Origin of the sequence: Flavobacterium sp. N502536 (assembly GCF_025947345.1) — a bacterium.
Classification (GTDB): domain Bacteria; phylum Bacteroidota; class Bacteroidia; order Flavobacteriales; family Flavobacteriaceae; genus Flavobacterium.
Genome location: NZ_CP110011.1, coordinates 1,427,503 through 1,449,035, shown reverse-complemented (window position 1 = coordinate 1,449,035; position 21,533 = coordinate 1,427,503). Strand labels below are relative to the sequence as shown.

Below are 21,533 nucleotides of genomic sequence, written 5' to 3'. Positions count from 1 at the left end.
TTTAAGCAGATTTTATTTTTGGGATATTTATATTTTTTAAAATCTAATATTCTAACAATCTAAGAAGTCTAACAATCTAAATTATCTTGATTTGAAATAACCTAATAATTTGGTCACATAATTTTCGTCGACTCTTGTATTTACGACTCCTGCTCCCGATTTGCTGAAAATATCTTTGAAATAGTTTACGCGCTCCTGGTAATGTTTTTCGTAATTGAGTCGCACCGTTTTTGAACCGGTATTGACCAATTGTACTTTTCCTGTTTCAGCATCAAGCATACTCACCATCCCTAAATTTGGAATTTTTTCCTCGCGGATATCGTATACGCGAACGCCGGTTATGTCGTGTTTTTTAGAAGCAATTTTTAAAGTCTGCTCGTAATTTTCAGACATAAAATCGGAAATCATAAAAACGATAGCTTTCTTTTTTTGTGTTCCGGACAGGAATTTCAAAGCTTGTGAAATATCGGTTTTGTGACTTTTAGGTTCAAATTCAATTAACTCACGAATGATTCGCAGTACATGAGAACGTCCTTTTTTTGGGGGAATATACAACTCTACATTGTCAGAGAATAATATTAAACCAATTTTATCATTATTTTGTGTAGCCGAAAAAGCCATCGTTGCCGCAATCTCGGTGACGATGTCTTTTTTAAACTGACTTTTTGAACCAAAACCTTCAGAGCCCGAAATATCCACCATTAAAACCATGGTTAGTTCGCGTTCTTCTTCAAAAACTTTTACGTGGGCTTCATTGTAGCGCGCCGTTACATTCCAATCGATGTTACGAATGTCATCGCCATATTGGTATTGACGTACTTCACTAAAAGTCATCCCTCGCCCTTTAAAGGAAGAGTGGTATTCTCCCGAAAAGATGTGATTGCTCAGTCTTTTGGTTTTGATTTCTATTTTCCGTACTTTTTTTAAAAGCTCTTTTGTATCCATTTCTTTAGTTTTCAGTCGCAGTTTTCAGTCGCAGTTTACTTAATAAGGTGTTTACTGTGACTGAAAACTGAAAACTATTTTTAAGGTACTTCAATCTCGTTTACGATTTTGTTGATAATGTCTACAGAAGTAATGTTTTCGGCTTCGGCCTCATAAGTAATACCCACTCTGTGACGCAGAACATCATGTACAACTGCACGAACATCTTCGGGAATTACATAACCACGACGTTTGATGAAAGCGTAACATTTTGCTGCATTAGCTAAATTGATACTTCCACGTGGTGATGCTCCAAAACTGATAAGAGGTTTTAAGTCGGCAAGTTTGTACTTCTCCGGATAACGGGTAGCAAAGATGATATCTAAGATATATTTTTCGATTTTTTCGTCCATATAAACTTCACGAACAGCCTCCTGCGCACGCAAAATTTGCTCTACAGAAACTACAGGATTTACTTTTTCGTAACTTCCTTTTAGGTTTTGACGAATTACAAAACGCTCTTCGTCAATTTTTGGATAGTCAATTACAGTTTTAAGCATAAAACGATCGACTTGCGCTTCCGGAAGCTGGTATGTTCCTTCCTGTTCTACCGGGTTTTGGGTTGCAAGTACTAAGAATGGACGATCTAGTTTGAAAGTGGTATCGCCAATAGTAACTTGTTTTTCCTGCATCGCCTCCAAAAGTGCAGATTGCACCTTTGCCGGAGCACGGTTAATCTCATCGGCAAGGACGAAATTAGCAAAGATTGGCCCTTTTTTAATAGAAAATTCGTTGGCTTTGATATTGTAAATCATCGTTCCAACAACATCGGCAGGCAATAAGTCTGGAGTAAACTGAATACGGCTGAACGAACCCTGAACTGCCTGCGACAAAGTATTTATCGCTAAAGTTTTGGCTAATCCCGGAACACCTTCAAGCAAAATGTGCCCCTGTCCCAAAAGTCCGATTAGTAAACGCTCGACCATATGTTTCTGGCCCACAATAACTTTGTTCATTTCCATTGTAAGAAGGTCTATAAAAGCACTTTCTCTTTCAATTTTTTCATTTATCGCTCTAATGTCTAAAGTCGTTGTATTTTCTTCCATATAAATATTTTTAAAACCTTTTTAAAACGTTGATTTTTATGCCTAACTTTTGAGAGTGCAAATTGAATATTTTTTGAGAAGTAAGATGTTAAAGAATGGTTAAAACTTCGACCAACGACCTAATTTTAAGGACGAATTGGGAATCTATTTTTATATTTTTAAGAACTTTGGTGATTATGCTTCAGAAAAGCACATTTATTACCAAAAATAACGCAATAAAACCATGAGTAAAACAGCATTATCGCCTATTATTTCGGGCACTATGAATTGGGGTGTATGGGATAAAAACCTAACACTTAAAGAAATGGAAAACATGATACAGATTTGTATCGAAAATAAAATAACTACTTTTGATCACGCAGATATTTACGGCGCTTATACTACGGAAGCCGATTTTGGAAAAGCATTTCAGGCCAGTAAAATTTCGCGTGAAAAATTACAATTAATCACCAAATGCGGTATCCAGATGATTGCTGAAAGCCGTAAAAATACAATCAAACATTACGATTACTCTAAAGAATATATTGTATGGTCTGTTGAAGAATCATTGAAGAAACTGAAAACAGATTATGTTGACGTTTTTTTACTGCACAGACCTAGTCCGCTTATGCAGGCCGATGAAATTGCAGAAGCCGTTGAAAAGCTAAAATCAGAAGGTAAAATTATCGATTTCGGACTTTCAAATTTTACCAGTTCACAAACCGAGCTGATTCGTCAGAAAACAGAAGTGAGCTATAATCAGGTGCAGTTTTCAGCAACCAATTTTGAGCCTATGGTTGACGGAAGTTTTGATTATATGCAAACACACGGAATCCGTCCGTTGTCATGGAATCCGCTTGGAACGGTTTTTAGAGAAGACACTAAAAAAACACGCCGTTTGAAAAAGCTGATGGTGGAATTAGTTAAAAAATATGGTTTTGGTTCAGATACCCTTTTATTGGCGTGGATTTTAAAACATCCGGCCAAAGTAATTCCAATTGCCGGAACTGTAAATGTTGCCCGAATTCAATCGCTGATGAAAGCAGTAGAATTGGAAATGGATAAAGAAGACTGGTTCGCGATCTGGACGGAAAGTATGGGTGACGATGTGGCTTAGTGTTCAGTATTCAGATTTCAGTATTCAGTGAAAATGCTAAAAATATTTTGCCACAGATTAAAGGATTAGAAAGGATTGATTAATCTGTGAAAATCTTTTAATCTGGGGCATAAAAATAAAAATATACAATGAAAAAAACAGTTTTAATTACGGGTGCCACAAGCGGAATTGGAAAAGCAACCGCACAAATACTGGCCAGGAACAATTTTAAAGTGGTGCTTTGCGGAAGACGTATCGACCGTTTAAGCGAACTTGAAAAAGAACTTTCGGCATTTACAGAAGTACATTCCCTGTCATTTGATGTTCGGGACAAAAAGGAGGTTCTTGAAAAAATTGAAGCGCTTCCTGCTTCCTTTTCGGATATTGATGTTTTGATAAACAATGCTGGGAATGCACATGGTTTAGACCCGATTCAAACCGGAGATTTAGACGATTGGGACGCGATGATCGATATTAATGTAAAAGGACTTTTGTATGTTTCGAAAGCTGTGATTCCGAAAATGACCGCCAAAAAATCCGGACATATTATAAACATTGGTTCAACAGCTGCAAAAGAAGTGTACCCAAACGGAAATGTGTACTGCGGAAGTAAACATGCCGTTGACGCGATTACTGCCGGAATGCGAATCGACTTAAATCCGTTTGGAATTAGGGTTGGCGGAATTCATCCCGGGATGGTAGCGACCGAATTTAGTGAAGTGCGTTTTAAAGGCGATGTAGAAAGAGCTTCGAATGTGTACAAAGGTTTTGATCCGCTTCAGGCAGAAGATATCGCCGATATTATTCACTTTGTGATTTCAAGACCTTACCACGTCAATATTGCCGATTTAGTGGTCATGAGTACCGCGCAGGCGTCATCGACCATTGTTAAAAAAGATTTATAGACTTTTCTTAGACTGGCTTAGACTTCTTAGAATTTTAGACTAACTTAGACTTGCTTAGATTTTTTTAAGTTCTAAGTGAGTAATCTTAAAATTGGGTTGACGGACTTCTTGAATTTTTAGATTAATTTAGGTGTCTGAGAAGTTTGGTAATTTGTTTCCCAACTCAATAATTTAACATTCTAAGAATGTCTAAAGATCTAAGCTAGTCTAAGAAGTCTAAGTCAGTCTAACAATCTAAAAAAAATGATCAATAAACGCCTTTTAATAAAAAACCTGCTCGCTCATAACGACGAGAGCAGTTTTTATGATAAAAAAAGGCAATTGAACCTACATTCACGTGAAGGGAAAGGGAAATTCCTGAAACACATTTGTGCTTTGTCGAATTCAAATCCTACGAATAATTCCTATATCGTGGTTGGAGTAGAGGATCACGACAACGAAATTGTAGGCGATGATTTCTTTGATGACAGCCGAATCCAGAATCTGGTGAATGCTTTTTTAGAAAATCCACCAAGAATTCAATACGAAAATGTGCCCTTTCCGAATCTTCCAAAAGATAAGGTAATTGGATTGGTGACCATTAAACCCAAAAGCAAAATCTCCTATTTCAAAAAAGGAATTCATACGATTGTTGCCAATAGTGTTTTTATGCGTCGCGGGAGTAATTCGGTTCCCGTTGAGGGCGAAATCGAAAAAAACTATCAGAATACAGAAACCGTTATCGGGATTGAAAACAGTTCGAGAAACAGTATTCAGTACACACTCGACGGTGTAATTGATTTTATGAATTTCAGACACAAGGACATGTCACCCAAATATCATGTTTTTAAAGAATTGTTTGTAATTTGCTGGGCAGGAGTTCCTAAAAAATCCAGAGACAAAACTTTCTTATCCCGTGTTGATATTGAGCTGATCAATGAACAGATTAAACTCTTTTATTCCGCTCAGGATGTGGTTACGATTGTTTATGACGAAGATAGTTTTACCATAACGGAGTATGTTCCGCTGGGCTTAAACGACAAAACCAGTTATTATCCGTTAGAAAAACAAACCATTCATTTTTTTGACAACGGTTACTACAAAATTGACAGCGAAATGCTTTTTCAGCCTCCTGAATTCAACCGAAAAATGCTGTATCACATTTACAATTCGAATATGGCCCTGCTTCAAAAACTGCAGCGTGGGATCGCTTTGTCGGGGCGTGAATTGAAAGATCTGGAAAATCTGCCTTCTACTTTTATGATTTGTTATTTGAATGGCTTTGACGATGCCAAACAAAAACTAATCGATGCCAAACTGCTTTTAAAACCTTTTGGAAATATTTATTTGTCCTTTAAAGAAGCACTTCGAATTTTGCGTAAGATGAAATACGATTTTCAGGAAGGAGCTAAGTAGGGGTTCTGAGCTGCTAAGGTTCTGAGGTTCTGAGTAAAATGGCAAAGGTTCAGAGGGGCAAAGCGACAAAGGTTTTTTAGTTATGCAGCTTTGGTTTAAAGCTATTGGTATTTTAAATATTTACTGACTTCATCATACGGGAACAACAGTTCTTTTGGGCCATCAGCATAAGAAGCGGCTTCATAGGAGTTGTAATATAAAAGCAATCCTTCTTTGGTGTAAAAAATGTTTTGTGGCAGGTGGAATTTGTCATTTTCAAACATTAAACCTGTTGCATTGATGTTTGATTTTTCGGGGATTTTATATTTTTTACGGAATTCTTTTTCAGCGTAAGCCAGAAACTCTTTTTCATTTTTAAAAATCTGATCGATAAAAATCGTTTTTCCTGTTTTAGAATGGAACAGTAAAGAACGATACCCCTGATAGCCATGAGCACCTCCGGTAAAAGTATAGTGGTCAATTTTGAGGTTGATAATCTGATCGGATTCAAATTCAACATTTCCTTTTATTTTTGCCTCCCATCCAAAAGTTTCGCCAGGGAATTTTTTGTGCATTTCTTCATATGAGCCAATAAAAGACGCCGCCAGTGCTTTGTAATCATTGGCTTTTTTCGGGTCTTCTTCAAAATAGACGATTTCTTTAATGACCGCAAAAACTTTTTTATTAATACTATCGGCTACAATTGGGATATTTTTTGCGATAGGAACATCAATGGTTATTTTCGGACAGTCCTTTTCACAAGGCAATGTAGATTCTTTTTCAAATGTCTCATTTTCAAACGAAAGTTCTTTGCTGCAGCTTACAAATGTCAAAAGCAAAAAGATTAAAAAAGGATATTGTTTCATGTCAAAAAGTGTTAATTATATACAAAGGTAAGAAGTTGTGTCAGGATTAAAATAAATTAAACGGTAAATTTGTACCATAATTATGCATTTTAAAAATATAACTCTATGAAATTCAATACTAAAGTAATACATGGTGGTCAGCATCATGATCCAGCTACAGGAGCTGTTATGCCTCCGGTGTATCAAACTTCAACTTTTATACAAACCAGTCCGGGAAAACCTTTGGCGGATTATGAGTATAGCAGAGCGTCAAACCCAACCCGTACAGCTTTAGAAAATGCTTTGGCTAGTATTGAAAATGGTACTCGTGGATTGGCTTTTTCATCAGGTTTGGCGGCTACAGATTGTATTTTAAGATCGTTTAAAGCCGGTGATGAGATTATCGCAATGGATGATTTATACGGAGGGACCTACAGAATGTTCTCCCGAATTTATAAAGATTCAGGTATTAAATTTCATTTTGTGGATATGACCGATATCGAAAAACTGAAATCATTAATCAATGAAAATACGAAACTGATCTGGGTTGAAACACCAACCAATCCGTTGATGAAATTAGCAGATATCGAAGAAGTGGCTAAAATTACCAAAGCGAATAATATTTTATTTGCGGTTGACAATACTTTTGCAACACCTTATTTACAAAAACCACTTGATCTGGGAGCTGATATTGTGATGCACTCTGCCACAAAATACCTGGGCGGACATTCAGATGTTATTGCCGGAGCTTTAATTGTAAAAGATGAGGCTTTAGGAGACCAATTGCACTTTCAGCAATTTGCAACCGGAGCAACATTGGGACCAATGGATAGTTTCCTGGTTTTAAGAGGAATCAAAACACTTTCATTGAGAGTGCAGAGACATTGCGAAAATGGAGAAAAAGTAGTAGAATATCTGAGCAATCATCCTAAAATTAATACGGTTTATTATCCGGGTTTAAAAAGTCATTCTTTTCATGAAATTGCCAAAAAGCAAATGAAAGCTTTTGGTGGAATGGTGTCTTTTACGTTTAAATCAGGAAAAAAAGAAGATTCGATTGCCTTTTTAGAAAAACTTAAAGTGTTTACGCTGGCTGAATCTTTAGGAGGAGTAGAGTCTTTAGCCAATCATCCGGCTTTGATGACACATGCTTCAATTCCGGCAGACAAAAGAGCTGAAGTGGGTATTACCGATGACTTGGTTCGATTAAGTGTTGGTATTGAAGATGCCGAAGATTTAATTGCTGATTTAGAGCAGGCTTTGGCATAAAAATATATAAATTTCCAAATCTCAAATCCCAAATTCCAATTTTAATCATTTTGGAATTTGGGATTTGTTTTAGTTGTAAATTTTCTTGTTTGGATTTAGTCCGTCAACCCAGTCGGAGTTGAAAAAAATAAATGAATTTCAAATAAAAAATCCCAAATTCCAATTGTAATACTCTGGAATTTGGGAATTTTTACTTGAAACTTGAAATTTGAAACTTGGAATTTGAGATTTGGAATTTCTAAAATTACAAGTATTGAATATATCCTACATTAAACCAAACCTGCCAGTCGTTTGATTTGTTTTCTGTGTAAATTTTCTTGTTTGGATTTAGTCCGTCAACCCAGTCGGAGTTGAAAACCTGAAAACGGGTTTCGAACATTAAATCGTTCATGCGGCCTAATTTGTAATGAACACCTAAGCCGGCAGTACCGGATAAAACCAAACCATTCTCACTTGAAAAACCAAATTGACGGCCGTCTGAAGGAGTCAGGTATTTTGGAAGTGTAGTGTCGGGAGTTCCCAGTTTGCCAAGTTCAGAGCTTACTTCTGTTGTATAGTAACTTACTAAAAAACCTAAACTTACATAAGGGCTGAAAGCGCCTATAGAAGTTTCGTAATAATGGATCTTTACCGGAGAAAATTCGAGCTGCGATCCAAAACTAATTACGGTAGATTTTCCGTGCATGGCTTTAAGCTGCTTAACTCCTAATGTAGCAGGTTTTTTTTCCGTCCATTCACCAAAATGATTCAGTTTTGAGCTATTAAAAGAGAGTTCTGATCTTACTTTGAAATGTTCGGAAAAGAAGCTTTCCCGGTTGCTGTTGGTAGAGAAATTGACAAAATGAACCAATCCGACACCAAATCCGGTGTTTCCAAGATTTGTATCCAGATTATTTCTTTCACCAAAATCAGATTGAAAAGTAACAGGGCCGAATATTATTCCAACTTCGTGTGCCAGTGATTGTGCAGTCGAAATTGTTGAGATGCCAAAAAAGGCAAATAACGTGAGTACTATAGGTTTAAGCATGGGGGTTGGGCTTTCAAATCCCGGCAAATATATAAAAACACAAGGAACTAAAAAGGATAAACAGCTGTATTGATGAATATTTATTAAAAATATTAAATTATTAAATATTTCGGTAGTAATTTACTGCAAAACGCAAAACCTAAAATATCTTTTTTCTGTATTAGCTGTATTATAAATAAAAGTTTAAGAGATTCTTAAAAAAATATTCAATAAATACCATTTTCGATTACCTTTGTCTTAAATAACGAAAACGTTTTCTTAAATGTTAATAATCTAATAATCATGTCACAAAGTATTACCGCTTTTATGGATTCGGTTAGTGCAAAAAACCCGAACGAATCAGAGTTTTTACAAGCAGTTTTAGAAGTTGCCGAAACGGTAATTCCTTTTATTGAAGAAAATAAAAAATACCAGAACAAAATGCTTTTGGAGCGTATGGTAGAGCCAGAGCGTGTTATCCTGTTCAGAGTGAACTGGTTGAACGACAAAGGTGAGATCCAGGTTAATAAAGGATATCGTATCCAGATGAATTCAGCAATCGGACCTTACAAAGGAGGTTTGCGTTTTCATCCTTCTGTTAACTTGAGTATTTTGAAGTTTTTGGCTTTTGAGCAAACTTTCAAAAACAGCTTAACAACATTACCAATGGGTGGTGGTAAAGGAGGTTCTGATTTTGATCCAAAAGGAAAATCAGATAATGAAATTATGAAATTCTGTCAAAGTTTTATGACAGAACTTTCAAAACATATTGGAGCTGATACTGACGTTCCTGCCGGAGATATCGGTGTAGGAGGTAGAGAAGTTGGATATATGTTTGGTCAGTACAAAAGATTAAGAAATGAATTTACCGGAGTTTTAACCGGAAAAGGAATCTCTTTCGGAGGATCATTAATTCGTCCTGAAGCTACAGGTTACGGAGCAGTTTACTTTGCTCAAAGTATGTTAGCAACTAAAGGAGATAGTTTTAAAGGAAAAATTGTTGCTGTTTCAGGTTCTGGAAACGTAGCACAATATGCAACTGAAAAAGCAACTCAATTAGGAGCAAAAGTAGTTACATTATCAGATTCTGCAGGATATATTTATGATGCAGATGGAATCGATGCTGAAAAATTAGCTTTCGTAATGGAGTTAAAAAATGAGCTTAGAGGAAGAATCAGCGAGTACGTGGCAAAATATCCAAATGCGAAATACGTAGAAGGAAAACGTCCATGGGAAGTTAAATGTGATGTTGCATTACCATGTGCGACTCAAAACGAATTAAATGGTGATGAGGCTAAAGCTTTAGTGGCTAACGGATGTATTGCCGTTGCAGAAGGAGCAAACATGCCTTCTACTCCGGAAGCTGTTACTGTTTTTCTTGATGCAAAAATTTTATTTGCTCCTGGAAAAGCTTCTAATGCTGGTGGTGTTGCAACTTCAGGTCTTGAAATGTCGCAAAACTCATTGCGTTTAAGCTGGTCATCTGAAGAAGTTGACGAAAGATTAAAAGGAATCATGTTAGCAATCCATGCTTCATGTGTAAAATACGGTTCGGATAAATCAGGTTATGTTGACTACGTAAAAGGAGCTAACATTGCAGGATTTGTTAAAGTTGCCGATGCTATGCTTGCACAAGGTGTAGTATAATTTTTTAGTTATAGTTTTTTAGTGCCTCCATTTGTCTTTTATAAAGATAAATCGGAGGCATTTTTTTATTTGCAAGAGAACAAAAATCAAATACTTTCGTTTGTAGTATATTTGTCTATCTGAATTTAGTAAATAATGAAAAGAAGGTTTTTCTACGTTTTGTTTTTGGTGGCAGTGCAATTTTGTTTTTCTCAGAATAAATTGTCCTGGCAGGGGTATTTTTCATTCAACGAAGTAAAAGATCTCTCGCAATCTTCAACTACCGTTTTTGCGGCCTCAGAGAATGCTCTTTTTTCTAAAAATGTAGCCCTGAATACAGTCAAAACCACCACAACGGTAGATGGCCTTTCGGGACAGACGATCTCTTCTTTATACCATAGCGAAGGATTTAAGAAAACGGTAATCGGATATGAAAACGGATTAATGATCGTGGTAAATGATACCGATGGTAGCATTTTAAAGGTGATCGACATCATTAACAAACAATTGCCGGCCAATCTGAAGAGAATTAACCACTTGATGGAGCACAACGGAATGGTTTATGTTTCTTGTGATTTCGGAATTGTTCAGTTCAATTTAACCACCCTGCAATTTGGAGATACTTATTTTATCGGAGATAATGGTGCCGAAGTTAAAGTAAGGCAAACGGCTTATTTTAATGGGTTTTTCTATGCTGCGACTTCAAACGGAATCAAAAGAGCCAATAGCACCAATGGTAATCTGATCGATTTTAACCAATGGAGCTTGGTTACTGCGGGTGACTGGGCCAGTGTTGAGCCATTGGATACAGAGCTTATTGCGATAAATTCAGTAGGATACATTCATCGGTACAATTCAAATTCATTTGTTGGATTTTTTCAGCTCCCGCGACCTTCAACCGATCTGCGTGCTGCAAATCATAACTTAATAGTCACAACACCCAATGTGGTTTATGTTTATAACAATCAAATGGTATTGCTGCGCCAGATTGCAAATACTCAGGTTTTAGATAATACTATAACTTTTAGTTGTGCAACCACAGTTGGTGATGTATTATATGTAGGGACAAAAGAGAGCGGAGTTTTTTCTTCTTCACTTTCCGGTGCTTCAGTATTTGTAAATGATACACCAAACGGGCCGTTACGAAACAGTATTTTTGCACTTCAGGTTACAGCAAATTCGATGTGGACTGTTTATGGTGATTATTCGGGAGTTTACAACCCATATCCAAAAGATAGCTATGGCATTAGTAAATTTAGTTTGGACAAATGGCTGAATATTCCGTATGAAAAAGTTTTGGGTGCTAAATCGCTAATCAGAGTTGTAGTAGATCCTGCAAATGAGAAGAAAGTTTACATCGGTTCATTTGATGCAGGTTTGCTAAAAGTAGAAAATGATATTCCAAGTTATTTGTACGGAACAGCAAATAGTTCACTGCAGGCAGTCCCTAATACACAAGATGTCTGGGTGAATGGGATGGTTTTTGATAAAGTCGGAAACTTATGGATGAACAATAGTTTGGTTGACAAAGGAATTAAGGTACTAAAGCCAAATGGAGACTGGCAGGTTTTTTCCACAGAATCTGTAATTATAGATATTCCGAGCTGTCCATTTGGAAGAATGTCTATTGATAAAAACGGAACGAAATGGATGGCAACCTTTAATAGCGGACTTATAGGTTTTAATGAAAAGGGAAATGTTTTAAAGAAAATAACACAAGGTGTCGATGTCGGAAATCTACCTATTGTAGATGTTCGTGTTGCTACTCCAGATAATAATAACCAGCTTTGGATAGGAACCACAAAAGGATTGCGCGTGTTGGCTAATGTCAGTAGTTTTCAAACAGAGAATCAATTGACTACAAAACCAATTATTATTCTTGAAGAAGGCTTGGCGCAGGAATTATTGTACGAACAATTTATCACAGATATTGTGGTCGACGGGGCAAACAATAAATGGATTGCAACAGCAGATTCAGGCGTTTTTATGGTGTCACCAAATGGTCAGGAGACCAAATATCATTTTACAATAAATAATTCGCCATTGCCGAGTAATATTATAAATGATATTGATATAAATAGTGTGACTGGAGAAGTTTTTATTGCAACAGATAAAGGTTTGGTTTCTTTTAAGGGAATGGCAACGGGAGCTAATGAAGACTTAAATAATGTTTATGTTTACCCAAATCCTGTTCGTCCAACCTATGCAGGAACAGTAAAAGTTGCCGGATTAATAAACAAAGCCAATATCAAAATTACCGACATAGAGGGTAATCTGGTTTATGAAACTACTTCAGAAGGTGGGACAATAGAATGGGATACTACGGCTTTTGGTAGATATAAAGTAGCATCAGGAGTTTATATGATTTTTATCTCCGCTCAGGATGGGAGCGAAACAAAAGTCAAAAAAGTAATGATCGTTCGATAAGTTTAGCGCAGATCAACTATGGATAATAAAAATTGTTTTGACTTCTTACGGTTTTTCTTTGCTGCAAATATCTTATTGGCACATCTGGCAGAACTTTCTCAGAATGAAGATCTTTTTGTCTTGTCGTATTTCTCCAATGCCATTATCGGAGTAAAAGGATTCTTTGTGATAAGTGGTTTTTTAGTGAGTAAAAGTTATGTAAATACACCTTCTCTAAAAGACTATTTTGTCAAACGTATCAAAAGAATCTTACCGGCTTATGTGGTGGTGATTTTATTTTCGGGCCTTATTTTCAGCTTATTCAGCAGTTATACTTTTGGGGCCTATTTTTCAAGTATCGATACTTATAAATACATAGGCTGGAATTTGCTTTTCCTGAATTTTATGCATCCCTGTTTGCCCGGACTTTTTGATGCTAATTTGCATTGTGCTGTAAACGGAGCCTTATGGACACTGAAAATTGAAGAAGGCTTCTATGTTGTTTTGCCTTTAATTTTTTACGGAATACAAAAAATAAAAAAGTCCTTTTTGTTGTTAGGAAACCTTTATCTCTTGTCATTAGGATATTGGTTTGTGATGAATTCTTATTGGAATCAGCCCTTATTAGCCAAGCAGCTGCCCGGTTATTTGTGTTATTTTATAACAGGTATTTTTCTGTTTTTGAATTTTGAATGGATAATGAAAAACAAAGCAGGATTTTTACTGTTCGCTGTTTTGGTTTTAGCAGTTTATCATTTGTCAGATCTGTCAGTAGACCTTTTGTATCCTGCAGCGTTTGGAATTGTGGTTATTATTGCGGCATATAATATTCCTTTTTTAAACAATTTCGGTAAATATGGTGATTTTACATATGGGCTTTACATTTATCATTTTCCAATAATCCAGTTATTCCGACAATACAACTTATTCGAAAAATACGATCCGTTTGTAATGGCAATTACTGTAATTTTGATTACTTTCTGTTTTGCTGTCCTTTCGTGGTTCTACGTAGAACGAGGGTTTCTGGACAGATTTAAAACGAATGTCCAAAAGCAAATTTCGACTACATGTTAATCAAAACCAAAGCAATAGTAATTTCATCGTTAAAGTTTCAGGAGAAAAGTTTGATTGTAAAGTGTTTTACGCTTTCAAACGGCCTGAAATCTTATTTTGTGCGGGATGCTTTTTCAAGTCGGAAAGCAAGCCAGAAAATTGCTTATTTTCAGCCTTTGTCTATTCTTGAAATTGAGGCGATGCACAAGAATAAAGGAACTTTGGAGACTTTCAAAGAAATAAAAACAGCAGTGCCTTTTCAAAGTATTCATACCGATCTTGTAAAAAGTACCATGGTCATGTTTTTGTCTGAAATGCTCCATTATTCTATTCAGGAAGAAGAGAAAAACGAATCGTTTTTTGTGTTCTTAGAGACGGCACTGAGCTGGCTGGATCATCATGATGAAATCTCAAATTTTCATTTGATATTACTTCTGGAAGCGACAAAATACCTGGGCTTTTATCCGGATATTTCAGAAATGGAACTTCTTTATTTTGAAATGATTGAGGGTGTTTTTACGGTGTTTCATGGAGCGACTGCTTTGACGGAACATGAAACCAGTCTTTTAAAAAAATTAATTGATCTGAAATTTGAAAACGATCAAAAAGTTTTTCATGTGACGGAAAGGCAAATTCTGCTCAAAATCCTGATCGATTACTATAGCTTTCATTTGGACGGATTCAAAAAACCGAAATCTTTAGAGGTTTTAAAAGAGATCTTTTCTTAAGTTTTTGAAAAAGTGCGGGCATAAAAAAAGGGATGAATTTGATATCAAATTCATCCCTTTTTTCATTACAACAATTACTTATTGTTTGATGAATTTAACAGAAGTACTGGCATCGTTTAATTTTAAGAAATAAACTCCGGTAGTCAATTCAGAAGTATCAATGCTTTCAGAAGAGTTGTTTTTAGATCTTTTTACGGCTTTACCTTCAACAGAATAGATTACATAAGAAGAATCTTTGTAGTCGCTGTTTAGTTTTATTTCGTTTTTTGAAATGTAAGCAATAGGATTGCTTTTTTTGTCAAAATCTGCTGTTCCTAAAGTAGCTTTTTTAACGATGCTTACATTGTCAAAGTATATGTGATGATCTGACATATGTTGGTCGATACTTACAACATAGTTTAGTTTAAGGCTTGCTGAAGTGTGTCCAGAGTTGAACATCGCAATCTTAAAATCATAAGTTACCGTCTTCCATGTGCCATAAGTAATAGCATTTGTAGGAGCAAGTGGTGGAGCAAAAATGGCTTCGTTGCCATTTTTGGTAATTTCAAATGTAAGACTGCTAATGTAATTAGTTAAACTGGTGCCAGGGATGAAATAATCAAATTTTAAAGTGTAAGTTTCTAAGTCACTTATTGTGAAATCCTGAGAGAAAATAGCATTAGGTAATTGAACAGGAAAAACCCCTACCGGCGAAACATCAAGACTTGAGATTCCGTTGCTAAATACCGTACTTTGCTGTGATGTCGCTCCAGTTAAGAAAAACCACGAATTTGGAGTTGTACCTGTGAAATTTTCGAAACTACCGTTTTGAAGAAGGTTTTGACTTTGCGCCATACCTGTTACCAGGAGGGCTAGAATAAGTAATTTTGTTTTCATAAATGTTTTTTAAAGTTGGGATAAAACTACAATAATAACTTCGCATTTTTTAGATAATAATGGCTTTTTGAGCTTTTTTAATAAGATAATTTGGGCTTATATTGGTTGGTTTTGGAGCTGATTAAAAGGGTAATTATTTTGTATTCAGTATTTTGCTAGTGCTAATGTGTTGGTTTTACAGTTGTTTTTTGGATTTAAATTGTATTGAAATTTTTGTGTTTTCGTCTTTTTTTTATTCCCTTTCATGTTTCCTTAAAATTTCTTACTTTCGCACCTCGTTTAAGAAAAGGATAAAATGAGCACAAAATTTACTGAATACAAAGGACTTGACTTGCCAACAGTAGCATCAGAAGTACTTGATTTTTGGAAGAAAGAAAATATATTTGAAAAGAGCGTAAGTACCCGTGAAGGTGCTGAGCCTTATGTGTTTTTTGAAGGTCCGCCTTCAGCAAACGGATTGCCGGGTATTCACCACGTGATGGCGCGTGCGATTAAAGATATTTTTTGTCGTTATAAAACTCAAAAAGGTTTTCAGGTAAAAAGAAAAGCGGGTTGGGATACTCACGGATTACCTGTAGAATTAGGAACCGAAAAAGAACTTGGAATTACAAAAGAAGATATTGGTAAAACAATTTCTATCGAAGAATATAACGAAGCGTGTAAAAAAACCGTAATGCGTTATACCGACGTATGGAATGATTTGACCGAAAAAATGGGATATTGGGTAGATATGGAAGATCCATATGTAACCTACAAGCCTAAATATATGGAGTCTGTTTGGTGGCTTTTGAAACAAATTTATGATAAAGGTTTGTTGTACAAAGGATACACGATTCAGCCTTATTCACCTAAAGCCGGAACCGGATTATCTTCTCACGAAGTAAATCAGCCCGGTGCCTATCGTGATGTTACTGATACGACGATCGTAGCGCAGTTTAAAACATTACCCGAAACACTGCCAGCCTTTTTACTGGGGTTTGGAGATGTTCACATTTTAGCATGGACGACAACTCCATGGACATTACCATCGAATACAGCTTTGACAGTTGGACCAAAGATTGACTATGTTTTAGTAAAAACCTTCAATCAGTATACTTTTGAGCCAATCAATGTCGTTTTGGCCAAAAACTTAGTGGGAAAACAATTCGGAAAAGGATTTTTTGCCAGCGAGGATGATGCTGATTTTGAAAAAGTAAAAAATGGAGACAAACAGCTTCCGTATAAAATTTTAGCAGAAGCAAAAGGTGCTGATTTGGCCGAGATCCGTTACGAGCAACTATTGCCGTATGTATTGCCTTATCAGAATCCTGAAAATGCATTTAGAGTAATCACAGGAGATTTTGTTACTACAGAAGATGGAACAGGGGTTGTACATACCGCTCCTACTTTTGGTGCTGATGATGCCAAAGTAGCCAAAGAAGCAAAACCGGAAGTGCCGCCAATGTTGGTTTTAGACGAAAATGGTACCGCAGTTCCTTTGGTTGATTTACAGGGAAGATTTACTTCACATGTAGGCGATTTGGCAGGGAAATATGTAAAGAATGAGTACTATGATGCAGGTCAGGCGCCAGAGCGTTCTGTAGATGTTGAAATTGCTATTCGATTAAAAGAAGAAAATAAAGCCTTTAAGGTTGAAAAATACGTACATAGTTATCCACATAGTTGGAGAACTGATGAGCCGTTATTATATTATCCACTAGATTCATGGTTCATTAAAGTAACCGATGTAAAAGATAGAATGTTCGACCTGAACGAAACTATCAATTGGAAGCCTAAGTCTACTGGTGAAGGACGTTTTGGAAACTGGCTGAAAAATGCCAACGACTGGAACTTATCTCGTTCTAGATATTGGGGGATTCCGTTGCCAATTTGGAGAACTGAAGACAAAAAAGAAGAAGTTCTTATTGGTTCTGTTGAAGAATTGTACAATGCGATCGAAAAATCTATCGAAGCAGGTTTTCAAAAAGAAAACCCATTCAAAGGTTTTGAAATCGGAAATATGTCTGAATCAAACTATGATTTAGTCGACTTACATAAAAATGTAGTAGACGGGATCACTTTGGTTTCAGCTTCAGGCCAGCCAATGAAACGCGAAAGTGATTTAATTGATGTTTGGTTTGATTCAGGAGCAATGCCTTATGCACAATGGCATTATCCTTTTGAAAATAAAGATAAAATTGACGAGAATAAAGATTTCCCTGCAAATTTCATCGCAGAAGGTGTCGATCAGACTCGTGGATGGTTTTATACGTTGCACGCAATCGGAACTTTGGTTTTTGATAAAATTGCGTACAAGAATGTAGTTTCGAATGGTTTGGTTCTGGATAAAAATGGACAAAAAATGTCGAAGCGTTTAGGAAATGCGACAGATCCTTTTGAAACAATTAAGGAATACGGTCCGGATGCCACACGTTGGTACATGATCTCTAATGCAAATCCTTGGGATAACTTAAAGTTTGATATTGAAGGAATTGCTGAGGTTCGTCGTAAATTCTTCGGAACCCTGTATAATACCTATTCCTTCTTTTCGTTATATGCCAATATCGATGGATTTAAATATGCTGAGGCAGAAATTCCATTAAACGAAAGACCGGAAATTGACCAATGGATCATGTCGGAATTGCATACATTAGTAAAATTTGTTGATGAATGTTATGAAGATTATGAGCCTACAAAAGCGGCAAGAGCTATTTCTGACTTCGTTCAGGAAAATCTGAGTAACTGGTATGTTCGTTTGTGTCGTCGTCGTTTCTGGAAGGGGGAGTACGCTCATGATAAAATAGCAGCGTATCAAACGCTTTATACTTGTTTATTAACGATAAGTAAATTAAGTGCACCGATCGCTCCTTTTTTCATGGATAAATTATACCGCGACTTAACAGGTTCTACGCAAACCGAGCAATATAGCAGTGTTCACTTGGCAGAGTTTCCAAAATTTGTCGAAAACTTTGTTAATAAAACGTTAGAAAGCAAAATGCAGAAGGCGCAGACCATCTCGTCTTTGGTTTTATCCCTTCGTAAAAAGGAAATGATTAAAGTGCGTCAACCTTTGCAAAAGGTAATGATTCCGGTACTTGACGAGAATCAGAGAGCTGAAATTGAGGCTATTTCTGAGCTTGTAAAAGCGGAAGTTAACGTGAAAGAAATTGTGCTCTTAGACGATGATTCGGGTATTTTGGTGAAGCAGATCAAGCCTAATTTTAAAGCCTTAGGGCCACGTTTTGGAAAAGATATGGGCCTGATTTCCAAAGAGATACAATCTTTTTCGGCAGAGCAGATCAATCAATTAGACAAGCAGGGTGCATTGGATATTGTAATTGCAGGAAATACTGTAACTTTATCATTAGAAGATGTAGAAATAACCTCGCAGGATATTGAAGGTTGGCTGGTTGCAAATTCAAACGGAATTACAGTTGCGCTTGATATTACAATCTCTGACGAATTGAAAAACGAAGGAATCGCAAGAGAATTGGTAAACAGAATCCAAAACATCCGTAAAGATTCAGGATTTGAAGTTACCGATAAGATTAAAGTTCAAATAAAAAGAAGCGGCCTTTTAGAAGAGGCAATTCTAAAAAATGAAGACTATATTAAGTCTGAGACATTAACTGACGATTTGGTTTTTGTAGATGCGTTGGAAAACGGCACAGAAATTGAATTTGATGATATTAAAACAGTGATATTAATTTCAAAATAAGTATAAGATGATAGATGAAATTACAAGATACTCTGATGCTGATTTAGCAGAGTTCAAAGAAATAATTCAAAATAAAATACAAAAAGCACAAGCCGATCTGGATTTAATTAAAAGTGCTTACATGAATGATTTGAATAACGGAACAGATGATACTTCTCCAACTTTTAAAGCATTTGAAGAAGGAAGCGAAACGATGTCTAAAGAAGCAAACTCACAGTTGGCTATCAGACAGGAAAAGTTTATTCGCGATCTAAAAAACGCATTATTCCGTGTTGAAAATAAAACCTATGGTATTTGTAAAGTAACAGGTAAATTAATCAGCAAAGAAAGGCTTAAAATCGTTCCTCATGCTACAATGAGTATCGAAGCTAAAAACTTGCAGAGATAATTCCGGGTTTTTATACTACTCCATAAAAAAAAACAGACGCTCCTTTTAGGGGCGTTTTTTTTGTTTAATGTTTGAGCAGTTTTGTTGAAGCAATGACGGATTTAAACATATAGAATTTTACTACAATAAAATATAAATGTAGTAAAATTGGTTTGTTTATTTTTGTAAGAATTTTAAAAACAGGAGTTTTTACGTAGGAAAGAAATAATATCAATTAGAACTGTCTGTAAAGAAGACAGTTCTAATTAATAAAATAAGCTTGAGTTTAAGCTAAGTTTTTTTCTAATTCTAATTTGTGTTTTCTTAAAACGGCTCTTGTCATTCCTAAATTTGCTTTAGTCGAATCTGCCGCAAGATAGATCATGAACTTTTTGTTGGGAGAAATGTCGATAATGTGAATTTGATTGGAAAGAGTAATCAAAATGTCTTCGATCTCCTGGTTTAAATTTAAAGCTTTTACTGCACTTAATTTTGCTTTCACAACTTCGAGATTGTAAGCCGCTGCAAGTTCAGGGTCAAATGCCGGATCTGTTGTCAGGTTTCCAAAGCTTAATCCTGATTCGATTTCTGTTACAGCTACTGCAATAAAGCCGTTTACGTTAGTTTTCATTTCATTTAAAAAAACGTTTAAAAAGTCATTACTCATAGTTTTCGGGGTTTGGTGTTAATAGAAATATGTTATTTTAACAAAGAATTTTTGCTCAGTTCTGTAGCAGTTTCTTCGGTCGATCGTAGTAATAAACCAAGGTTGCTGCCGTCTCTTGAAAAGGTAATGATAAAATTTGTGCCGCTTATTTTGTTCCCAACAACAACTCCTTCTGTGGTTTTTAAAAAGAGTTGTTTCAGAGAGCCTTTTTCGAGATCTAATAAAAGTTTGTCGCTCATCGATACGATGGCCGAGCTCATTGCGGCAATACTATCCGCATAGTCTAAATGAAGTGATGTGATTAATTTCCCTTTCCCATTAATGATTAATGCTGCGGAAGATTTGGTAGAAAGCAGAAAATCGTTTAGAGTAGTTGTGATTTCATTCATATTTTGTAAGATTTAGGAAAGTTGTTAAATTCTTTTCGTTTTAATACCGTGTGAGAGATAAATATGATTTTTTAGTCTAAACAAGTGTTAATTTTTATTAACAAATATAAATTAAATTATGTATCATTGTAATATCAAATCATTATAATTTTATTTATTTAACATAAAAATCTTATAAAATGGCTAAAGTGTTGAAATTCAAAGAAGTGAACTCTGATGTTGAGCATCGAATGAAAGAATTTGAAAAGATTCGTATACAGTTTAAAACTCAGGTAAAGAAGGCTGAGGCCAAGAATGCGGCAGCTGGAAAAGAGGGTAAAGGATTGCTTAAATCGATTTCCGAATTTTTTGCGGATCCGCCTAAAAAAACCGTTCAGCCAAATGTTAAAAAATAGAGCCTCGGTTAAAGGGCCAAAATGCTCTGGCAGTTGCCGGTTTATCTTCAAAAACAATTAACGCTCTATTAGGGGCGTTTTTTTTGATTAAATTGTTACTTTTGCCCCATCAAAATTTAATAAAATGTCATTACGAAAAGCGTATTTCCTTATATTTTTAGTTTTAATTGTCGATCAGCTTTCGAAAATCTATGTAAAAACAAACTTTGTTTTAGGTGATGAAGTCGTAATTTTTGACTGGTTTAGAATTCACTTTATTGAAAATGAAGGAATGGCCTGGGGGACAAAGATACCTGGTGAATACGGTAAGCTGTTCTTAACTGTTTTTAGAATTTTTGCTGTAGTAGGAATTGGTTACTGGTTGGCAGATTCGGTTAAGAAACGTTATTCAAATTACTTAATTGTAGCGATAGCTTTGATTTTTGCCGGAGCAGCCGGAAATATAATTGATTCGGTATTTTATGGGATTATCTTTGACGACAGTCATGGTAATCTGGCAACCCTTTTCTCACCAGAACCTTATGGAACATGGTTTCACGGTTTAGTGGTAGACATGTTTTACTTTCCAATCTGGAGAGGTACTTTGCCGGCTTGGTTCCCTTACTGGGGTGGTGAAGATGTTTCTTTTTTTAATGCGATCTTTAATGTTGCCGATGTAGCAATTTCTACAGGAGTAGGTATATTGTTGGTTTTTAATAAAAGAGCCTTTCCTAAAACTGCCTAGTTGTTGTAGAAAAACTGAAATATTTAAAATTCCAAATTCCAATAGCTGCCTAATAAAAGAGTTAGTTATTGGAATTTGGAATTTTTGCTTTATTGGGATTT

19 protein-coding genes are annotated in these 21,533 nt (G+C 35.8%); 12 read left to right on the top strand and 7 right to left on the bottom strand.

Features of this window, described 5'->3' with window-relative positions:
• Window positions 1-81: 81 nt before the first annotated feature.
• Both OLM61_RS06525 and OLM61_RS06520 read right to left on the bottom strand, forming a co-directional pair.
• A complete protein-coding gene (locus OLM61_RS06525; protein ID WP_264525593.1) occupies window positions 82-945 on the bottom strand; it encodes a DUF58 domain-containing protein in 864 nt (287 codons plus the stop codon).
• Between the two features lie 80 nt (window positions 946-1,025).
• The gene (locus tag OLM61_RS06520; protein WP_007807095.1) at window positions 1,026-2,030 is read right to left on the bottom strand and encodes an AAA family ATPase; all 1,005 of its coding nucleotides are present in this window, start codon (window positions 2,028-2,030) and stop codon (window positions 1,026-1,028) included.
• A gap of 223 nt (window positions 2,031-2,253) precedes the next feature.
• Here OLM61_RS06520 and OLM61_RS06515 point away from each other — a divergent pair, with 223 nt between their 5' ends.
• From OLM61_RS06515 to OLM61_RS06505, 3 genes are all read left to right on the top strand, one after another.
• The gene (locus tag OLM61_RS06515; RefSeq protein WP_264525592.1) at window positions 2,254-3,126 is read left to right on the top strand and encodes an aldo/keto reductase; all 873 of its coding nucleotides are present in this window, start codon (window positions 2,254-2,256) and stop codon (window positions 3,124-3,126) included.
• A gap of 128 nt (window positions 3,127-3,254) precedes the next feature.
• Complete coding sequence (locus OLM61_RS06510) at window positions 3,255-4,010, top strand: SDR family NAD(P)-dependent oxidoreductase (protein WP_264525591.1); 756 nt, start codon at window positions 3,255-3,257, stop codon at window positions 4,008-4,010.
• Window positions 4,011-4,253: 243 nt separating this feature from the next.
• Window positions 4,254-5,405, top strand: coding sequence for an ATP-binding protein (locus tag OLM61_RS06505; RefSeq protein WP_264525590.1), 1,152 nt, complete (start codon window positions 4,254-4,256; stop codon window positions 5,403-5,405).
• Between the two features lie 101 nt (window positions 5,406-5,506).
• Here the strand turns inward: OLM61_RS06505 and OLM61_RS06500 are convergent, their stop codons facing one another.
• Window positions 5,507-6,250 carry a DUF3298 and DUF4163 domain-containing protein gene (locus tag OLM61_RS06500; RefSeq protein WP_264525589.1) on the bottom strand — a complete coding sequence of 248 codons (744 nt, stop codon included), beginning with the start codon at window positions 6,248-6,250 and terminating at the stop codon, window positions 5,507-5,509.
• A gap of 105 nt (window positions 6,251-6,355) precedes the next feature.
• Here OLM61_RS06500 and OLM61_RS06495 point away from each other — a divergent pair, with 105 nt between their 5' ends.
• The gene (locus OLM61_RS06495) at window positions 6,356-7,498 is read left to right on the top strand and encodes a cystathionine gamma-synthase (RefSeq protein ID WP_264525588.1); all 1,143 of its coding nucleotides are present in this window, start codon (window positions 6,356-6,358) and stop codon (window positions 7,496-7,498) included.
• Window positions 7,499-7,742: 244 nt separating this feature from the next.
• Here OLM61_RS06495 and OLM61_RS06490 read toward each other — a convergent pair whose 3' ends face one another.
• Complete coding sequence (locus OLM61_RS06490; RefSeq protein ID WP_264525587.1) at window positions 7,743-8,525, bottom strand: THC0290_0291 family protein; 783 nt, start codon at window positions 8,523-8,525, stop codon at window positions 7,743-7,745.
• Between the two features lie 282 nt (window positions 8,526-8,807).
• Here OLM61_RS06490 and gdhA point away from each other — a divergent pair, with 282 nt between their 5' ends.
• From gdhA to recO, 4 genes are all read left to right on the top strand, one after another.
• The gene (gene gdhA / locus OLM61_RS06485) at window positions 8,808-10,151 is read left to right on the top strand and encodes an NADP-specific glutamate dehydrogenase (RefSeq protein ID WP_173965045.1); all 1,344 of its coding nucleotides are present in this window, start codon (window positions 8,808-8,810) and stop codon (window positions 10,149-10,151) included.
• A gap of 135 nt (window positions 10,152-10,286) precedes the next feature.
• On the top strand, window positions 10,287-12,557 hold the full coding sequence (locus tag OLM61_RS06480) for a T9SS type A sorting domain-containing protein (protein WP_264525586.1): 2,271 nt from the start codon (window positions 10,287-10,289) through the stop codon (window positions 12,555-12,557).
• 18 nt (window positions 12,558-12,575) lie between these two features.
• A complete protein-coding gene (locus OLM61_RS06475; protein WP_264525585.1) occupies window positions 12,576-13,610 on the top strand; it encodes an acyltransferase family protein in 1,035 nt (344 codons plus the stop codon).
• The gene (gene recO, locus OLM61_RS06470) at window positions 13,604-14,317 is read left to right on the top strand and encodes a DNA repair protein RecO (RefSeq protein ID WP_264525584.1); all 714 of its coding nucleotides are present in this window, start codon (window positions 13,604-13,606) and stop codon (window positions 14,315-14,317) included. The genes OLM61_RS06475 and recO overlap by 7 nt, the downstream gene beginning before the upstream one ends.
• A 78-nt stretch (window positions 14,318-14,395) precedes the next feature.
• Here the strand turns inward: recO and OLM61_RS06465 are convergent, their stop codons facing one another.
• Window positions 14,396-15,193, bottom strand: a complete 798-nt coding sequence (locus OLM61_RS06465) for a glycan-binding surface protein (protein WP_264525583.1) — start codon at window positions 15,191-15,193, stop codon at window positions 14,396-14,398.
• Window positions 15,194-15,488: 295 nt separating this feature from the next.
• On the opposite strand from OLM61_RS06465, the gene ileS reads away from it, so the two are divergent.
• Together ileS and OLM61_RS06455 are read left to right on the top strand one after the other, a co-directional pair.
• A complete protein-coding gene (gene ileS, locus OLM61_RS06460; protein WP_264525582.1) occupies window positions 15,489-18,890 on the top strand; it encodes an isoleucine--tRNA ligase in 3,402 nt (1,133 codons plus the stop codon).
• 7 nt (window positions 18,891-18,897) lie between these two features.
• The gene (locus OLM61_RS06455; protein WP_026983623.1) at window positions 18,898-19,278 is read left to right on the top strand and encodes a TraR/DksA family transcriptional regulator; all 381 of its coding nucleotides are present in this window, start codon (window positions 18,898-18,900) and stop codon (window positions 19,276-19,278) included.
• Window positions 19,279-19,543: 265 nt separating this feature from the next.
• Here the strand turns inward: OLM61_RS06455 and OLM61_RS06450 are convergent, their stop codons facing one another.
• Window positions 19,544-19,924 (bottom strand): hypothetical protein, encoded by a 381-nt coding sequence (locus OLM61_RS06450; protein WP_017497678.1) that lies wholly within the window; start codon window positions 19,922-19,924, stop codon window positions 19,544-19,546.
• Between the two features lie 32 nt (window positions 19,925-19,956).
• On the bottom strand, window positions 19,957-20,313 hold the full coding sequence (locus OLM61_RS06445) for a roadblock/LC7 domain-containing protein (RefSeq protein WP_264525581.1): 357 nt from the start codon (window positions 20,311-20,313) through the stop codon (window positions 19,957-19,959).
• A gap of 179 nt (window positions 20,314-20,492) precedes the next feature.
• Between OLM61_RS06445 and OLM61_RS06440 the strand changes: the two genes are divergently transcribed.
• Both OLM61_RS06440 and OLM61_RS06435 read left to right on the top strand, forming a co-directional pair.
• On the top strand, window positions 20,493-20,708 hold the full coding sequence (locus OLM61_RS06440) for a hypothetical protein (RefSeq protein ID WP_264525580.1): 216 nt from the start codon (window positions 20,493-20,495) through the stop codon (window positions 20,706-20,708).
• 124 nt (window positions 20,709-20,832) lie between these two features.
• The gene (locus OLM61_RS06435) at window positions 20,833-21,432 is read left to right on the top strand and encodes a lipoprotein signal peptidase (protein ID WP_264525579.1); all 600 of its coding nucleotides are present in this window, start codon (window positions 20,833-20,835) and stop codon (window positions 21,430-21,432) included.
• Window positions 21,433-21,533 lie beyond the last annotated feature (101 nt).

Excerpts from the sequence above, each read along its gene's own strand:
- OLM61_RS06525 (WP_264525593.1), bottom strand. The coding sequence starts at position 945 with ATGGATACAAAAGAGCTTTTAAAAAAAGTACGGAAAATAGAAATCAAA.
- OLM61_RS06520 (WP_007807095.1), bottom strand. The coding sequence starts at position 2,030 with ATGGAAGAAAATACAACGACTTTAGACATTAGAGCGATAAATGAAAAA.
- OLM61_RS06515 (WP_264525592.1), top strand. The coding sequence starts at position 2,254 with ATGAGTAAAACAGCATTATCGCCTATTATTTCGGGCACTATGAATTGG.
- OLM61_RS06510 (WP_264525591.1), top strand. The coding sequence starts at position 3,255 with ATGAAAAAAACAGTTTTAATTACGGGTGCCACAAGCGGAATTGGAAAA.
- OLM61_RS06505 (WP_264525590.1), top strand. The coding sequence starts at position 4,254 with ATGATCAATAAACGCCTTTTAATAAAAAACCTGCTCGCTCATAACGAC.
- OLM61_RS06500 (WP_264525589.1), bottom strand. The coding sequence starts at position 6,250 with ATGAAACAATATCCTTTTTTAATCTTTTTGCTTTTGACATTTGTAAGC.
- OLM61_RS06495 (WP_264525588.1), top strand. The coding sequence starts at position 6,356 with ATGAAATTCAATACTAAAGTAATACATGGTGGTCAGCATCATGATCCA.
- OLM61_RS06490 (WP_264525587.1), bottom strand. The coding sequence starts at position 8,525 with ATGCTTAAACCTATAGTACTCACGTTATTTGCCTTTTTTGGCATCTCA.
- gdhA (WP_173965045.1), top strand. The coding sequence starts at position 8,808 with ATGTCACAAAGTATTACCGCTTTTATGGATTCGGTTAGTGCAAAAAAC.
- OLM61_RS06480 (WP_264525586.1), top strand. The coding sequence starts at position 10,287 with ATGAAAAGAAGGTTTTTCTACGTTTTGTTTTTGGTGGCAGTGCAATTT.
- OLM61_RS06475 (WP_264525585.1), top strand. The coding sequence starts at position 12,576 with ATGGATAATAAAAATTGTTTTGACTTCTTACGGTTTTTCTTTGCTGCA.
- recO (WP_264525584.1), top strand. The coding sequence starts at position 13,604 with ATGTTAATCAAAACCAAAGCAATAGTAATTTCATCGTTAAAGTTTCAG.
- OLM61_RS06465 (WP_264525583.1), bottom strand. The coding sequence starts at position 15,193 with ATGAAAACAAAATTACTTATTCTAGCCCTCCTGGTAACAGGTATGGCG.
- ileS (WP_264525582.1), top strand. The coding sequence starts at position 15,489 with ATGAGCACAAAATTTACTGAATACAAAGGACTTGACTTGCCAACAGTA.
- OLM61_RS06455 (WP_026983623.1), top strand. The coding sequence starts at position 18,898 with ATGATAGATGAAATTACAAGATACTCTGATGCTGATTTAGCAGAGTTC.
- OLM61_RS06450 (WP_017497678.1), bottom strand. The coding sequence starts at position 19,924 with ATGAGTAATGACTTTTTAAACGTTTTTTTAAATGAAATGAAAACTAAC.
- OLM61_RS06445 (WP_264525581.1), bottom strand. The coding sequence starts at position 20,313 with ATGAATGAAATCACAACTACTCTAAACGATTTTCTGCTTTCTACCAAA.
- OLM61_RS06440 (WP_264525580.1), top strand. The coding sequence starts at position 20,493 with ATGGCTAAAGTGTTGAAATTCAAAGAAGTGAACTCTGATGTTGAGCAT.
- OLM61_RS06435 (WP_264525579.1), top strand. The coding sequence starts at position 20,833 with ATGTCATTACGAAAAGCGTATTTCCTTATATTTTTAGTTTTAATTGTC.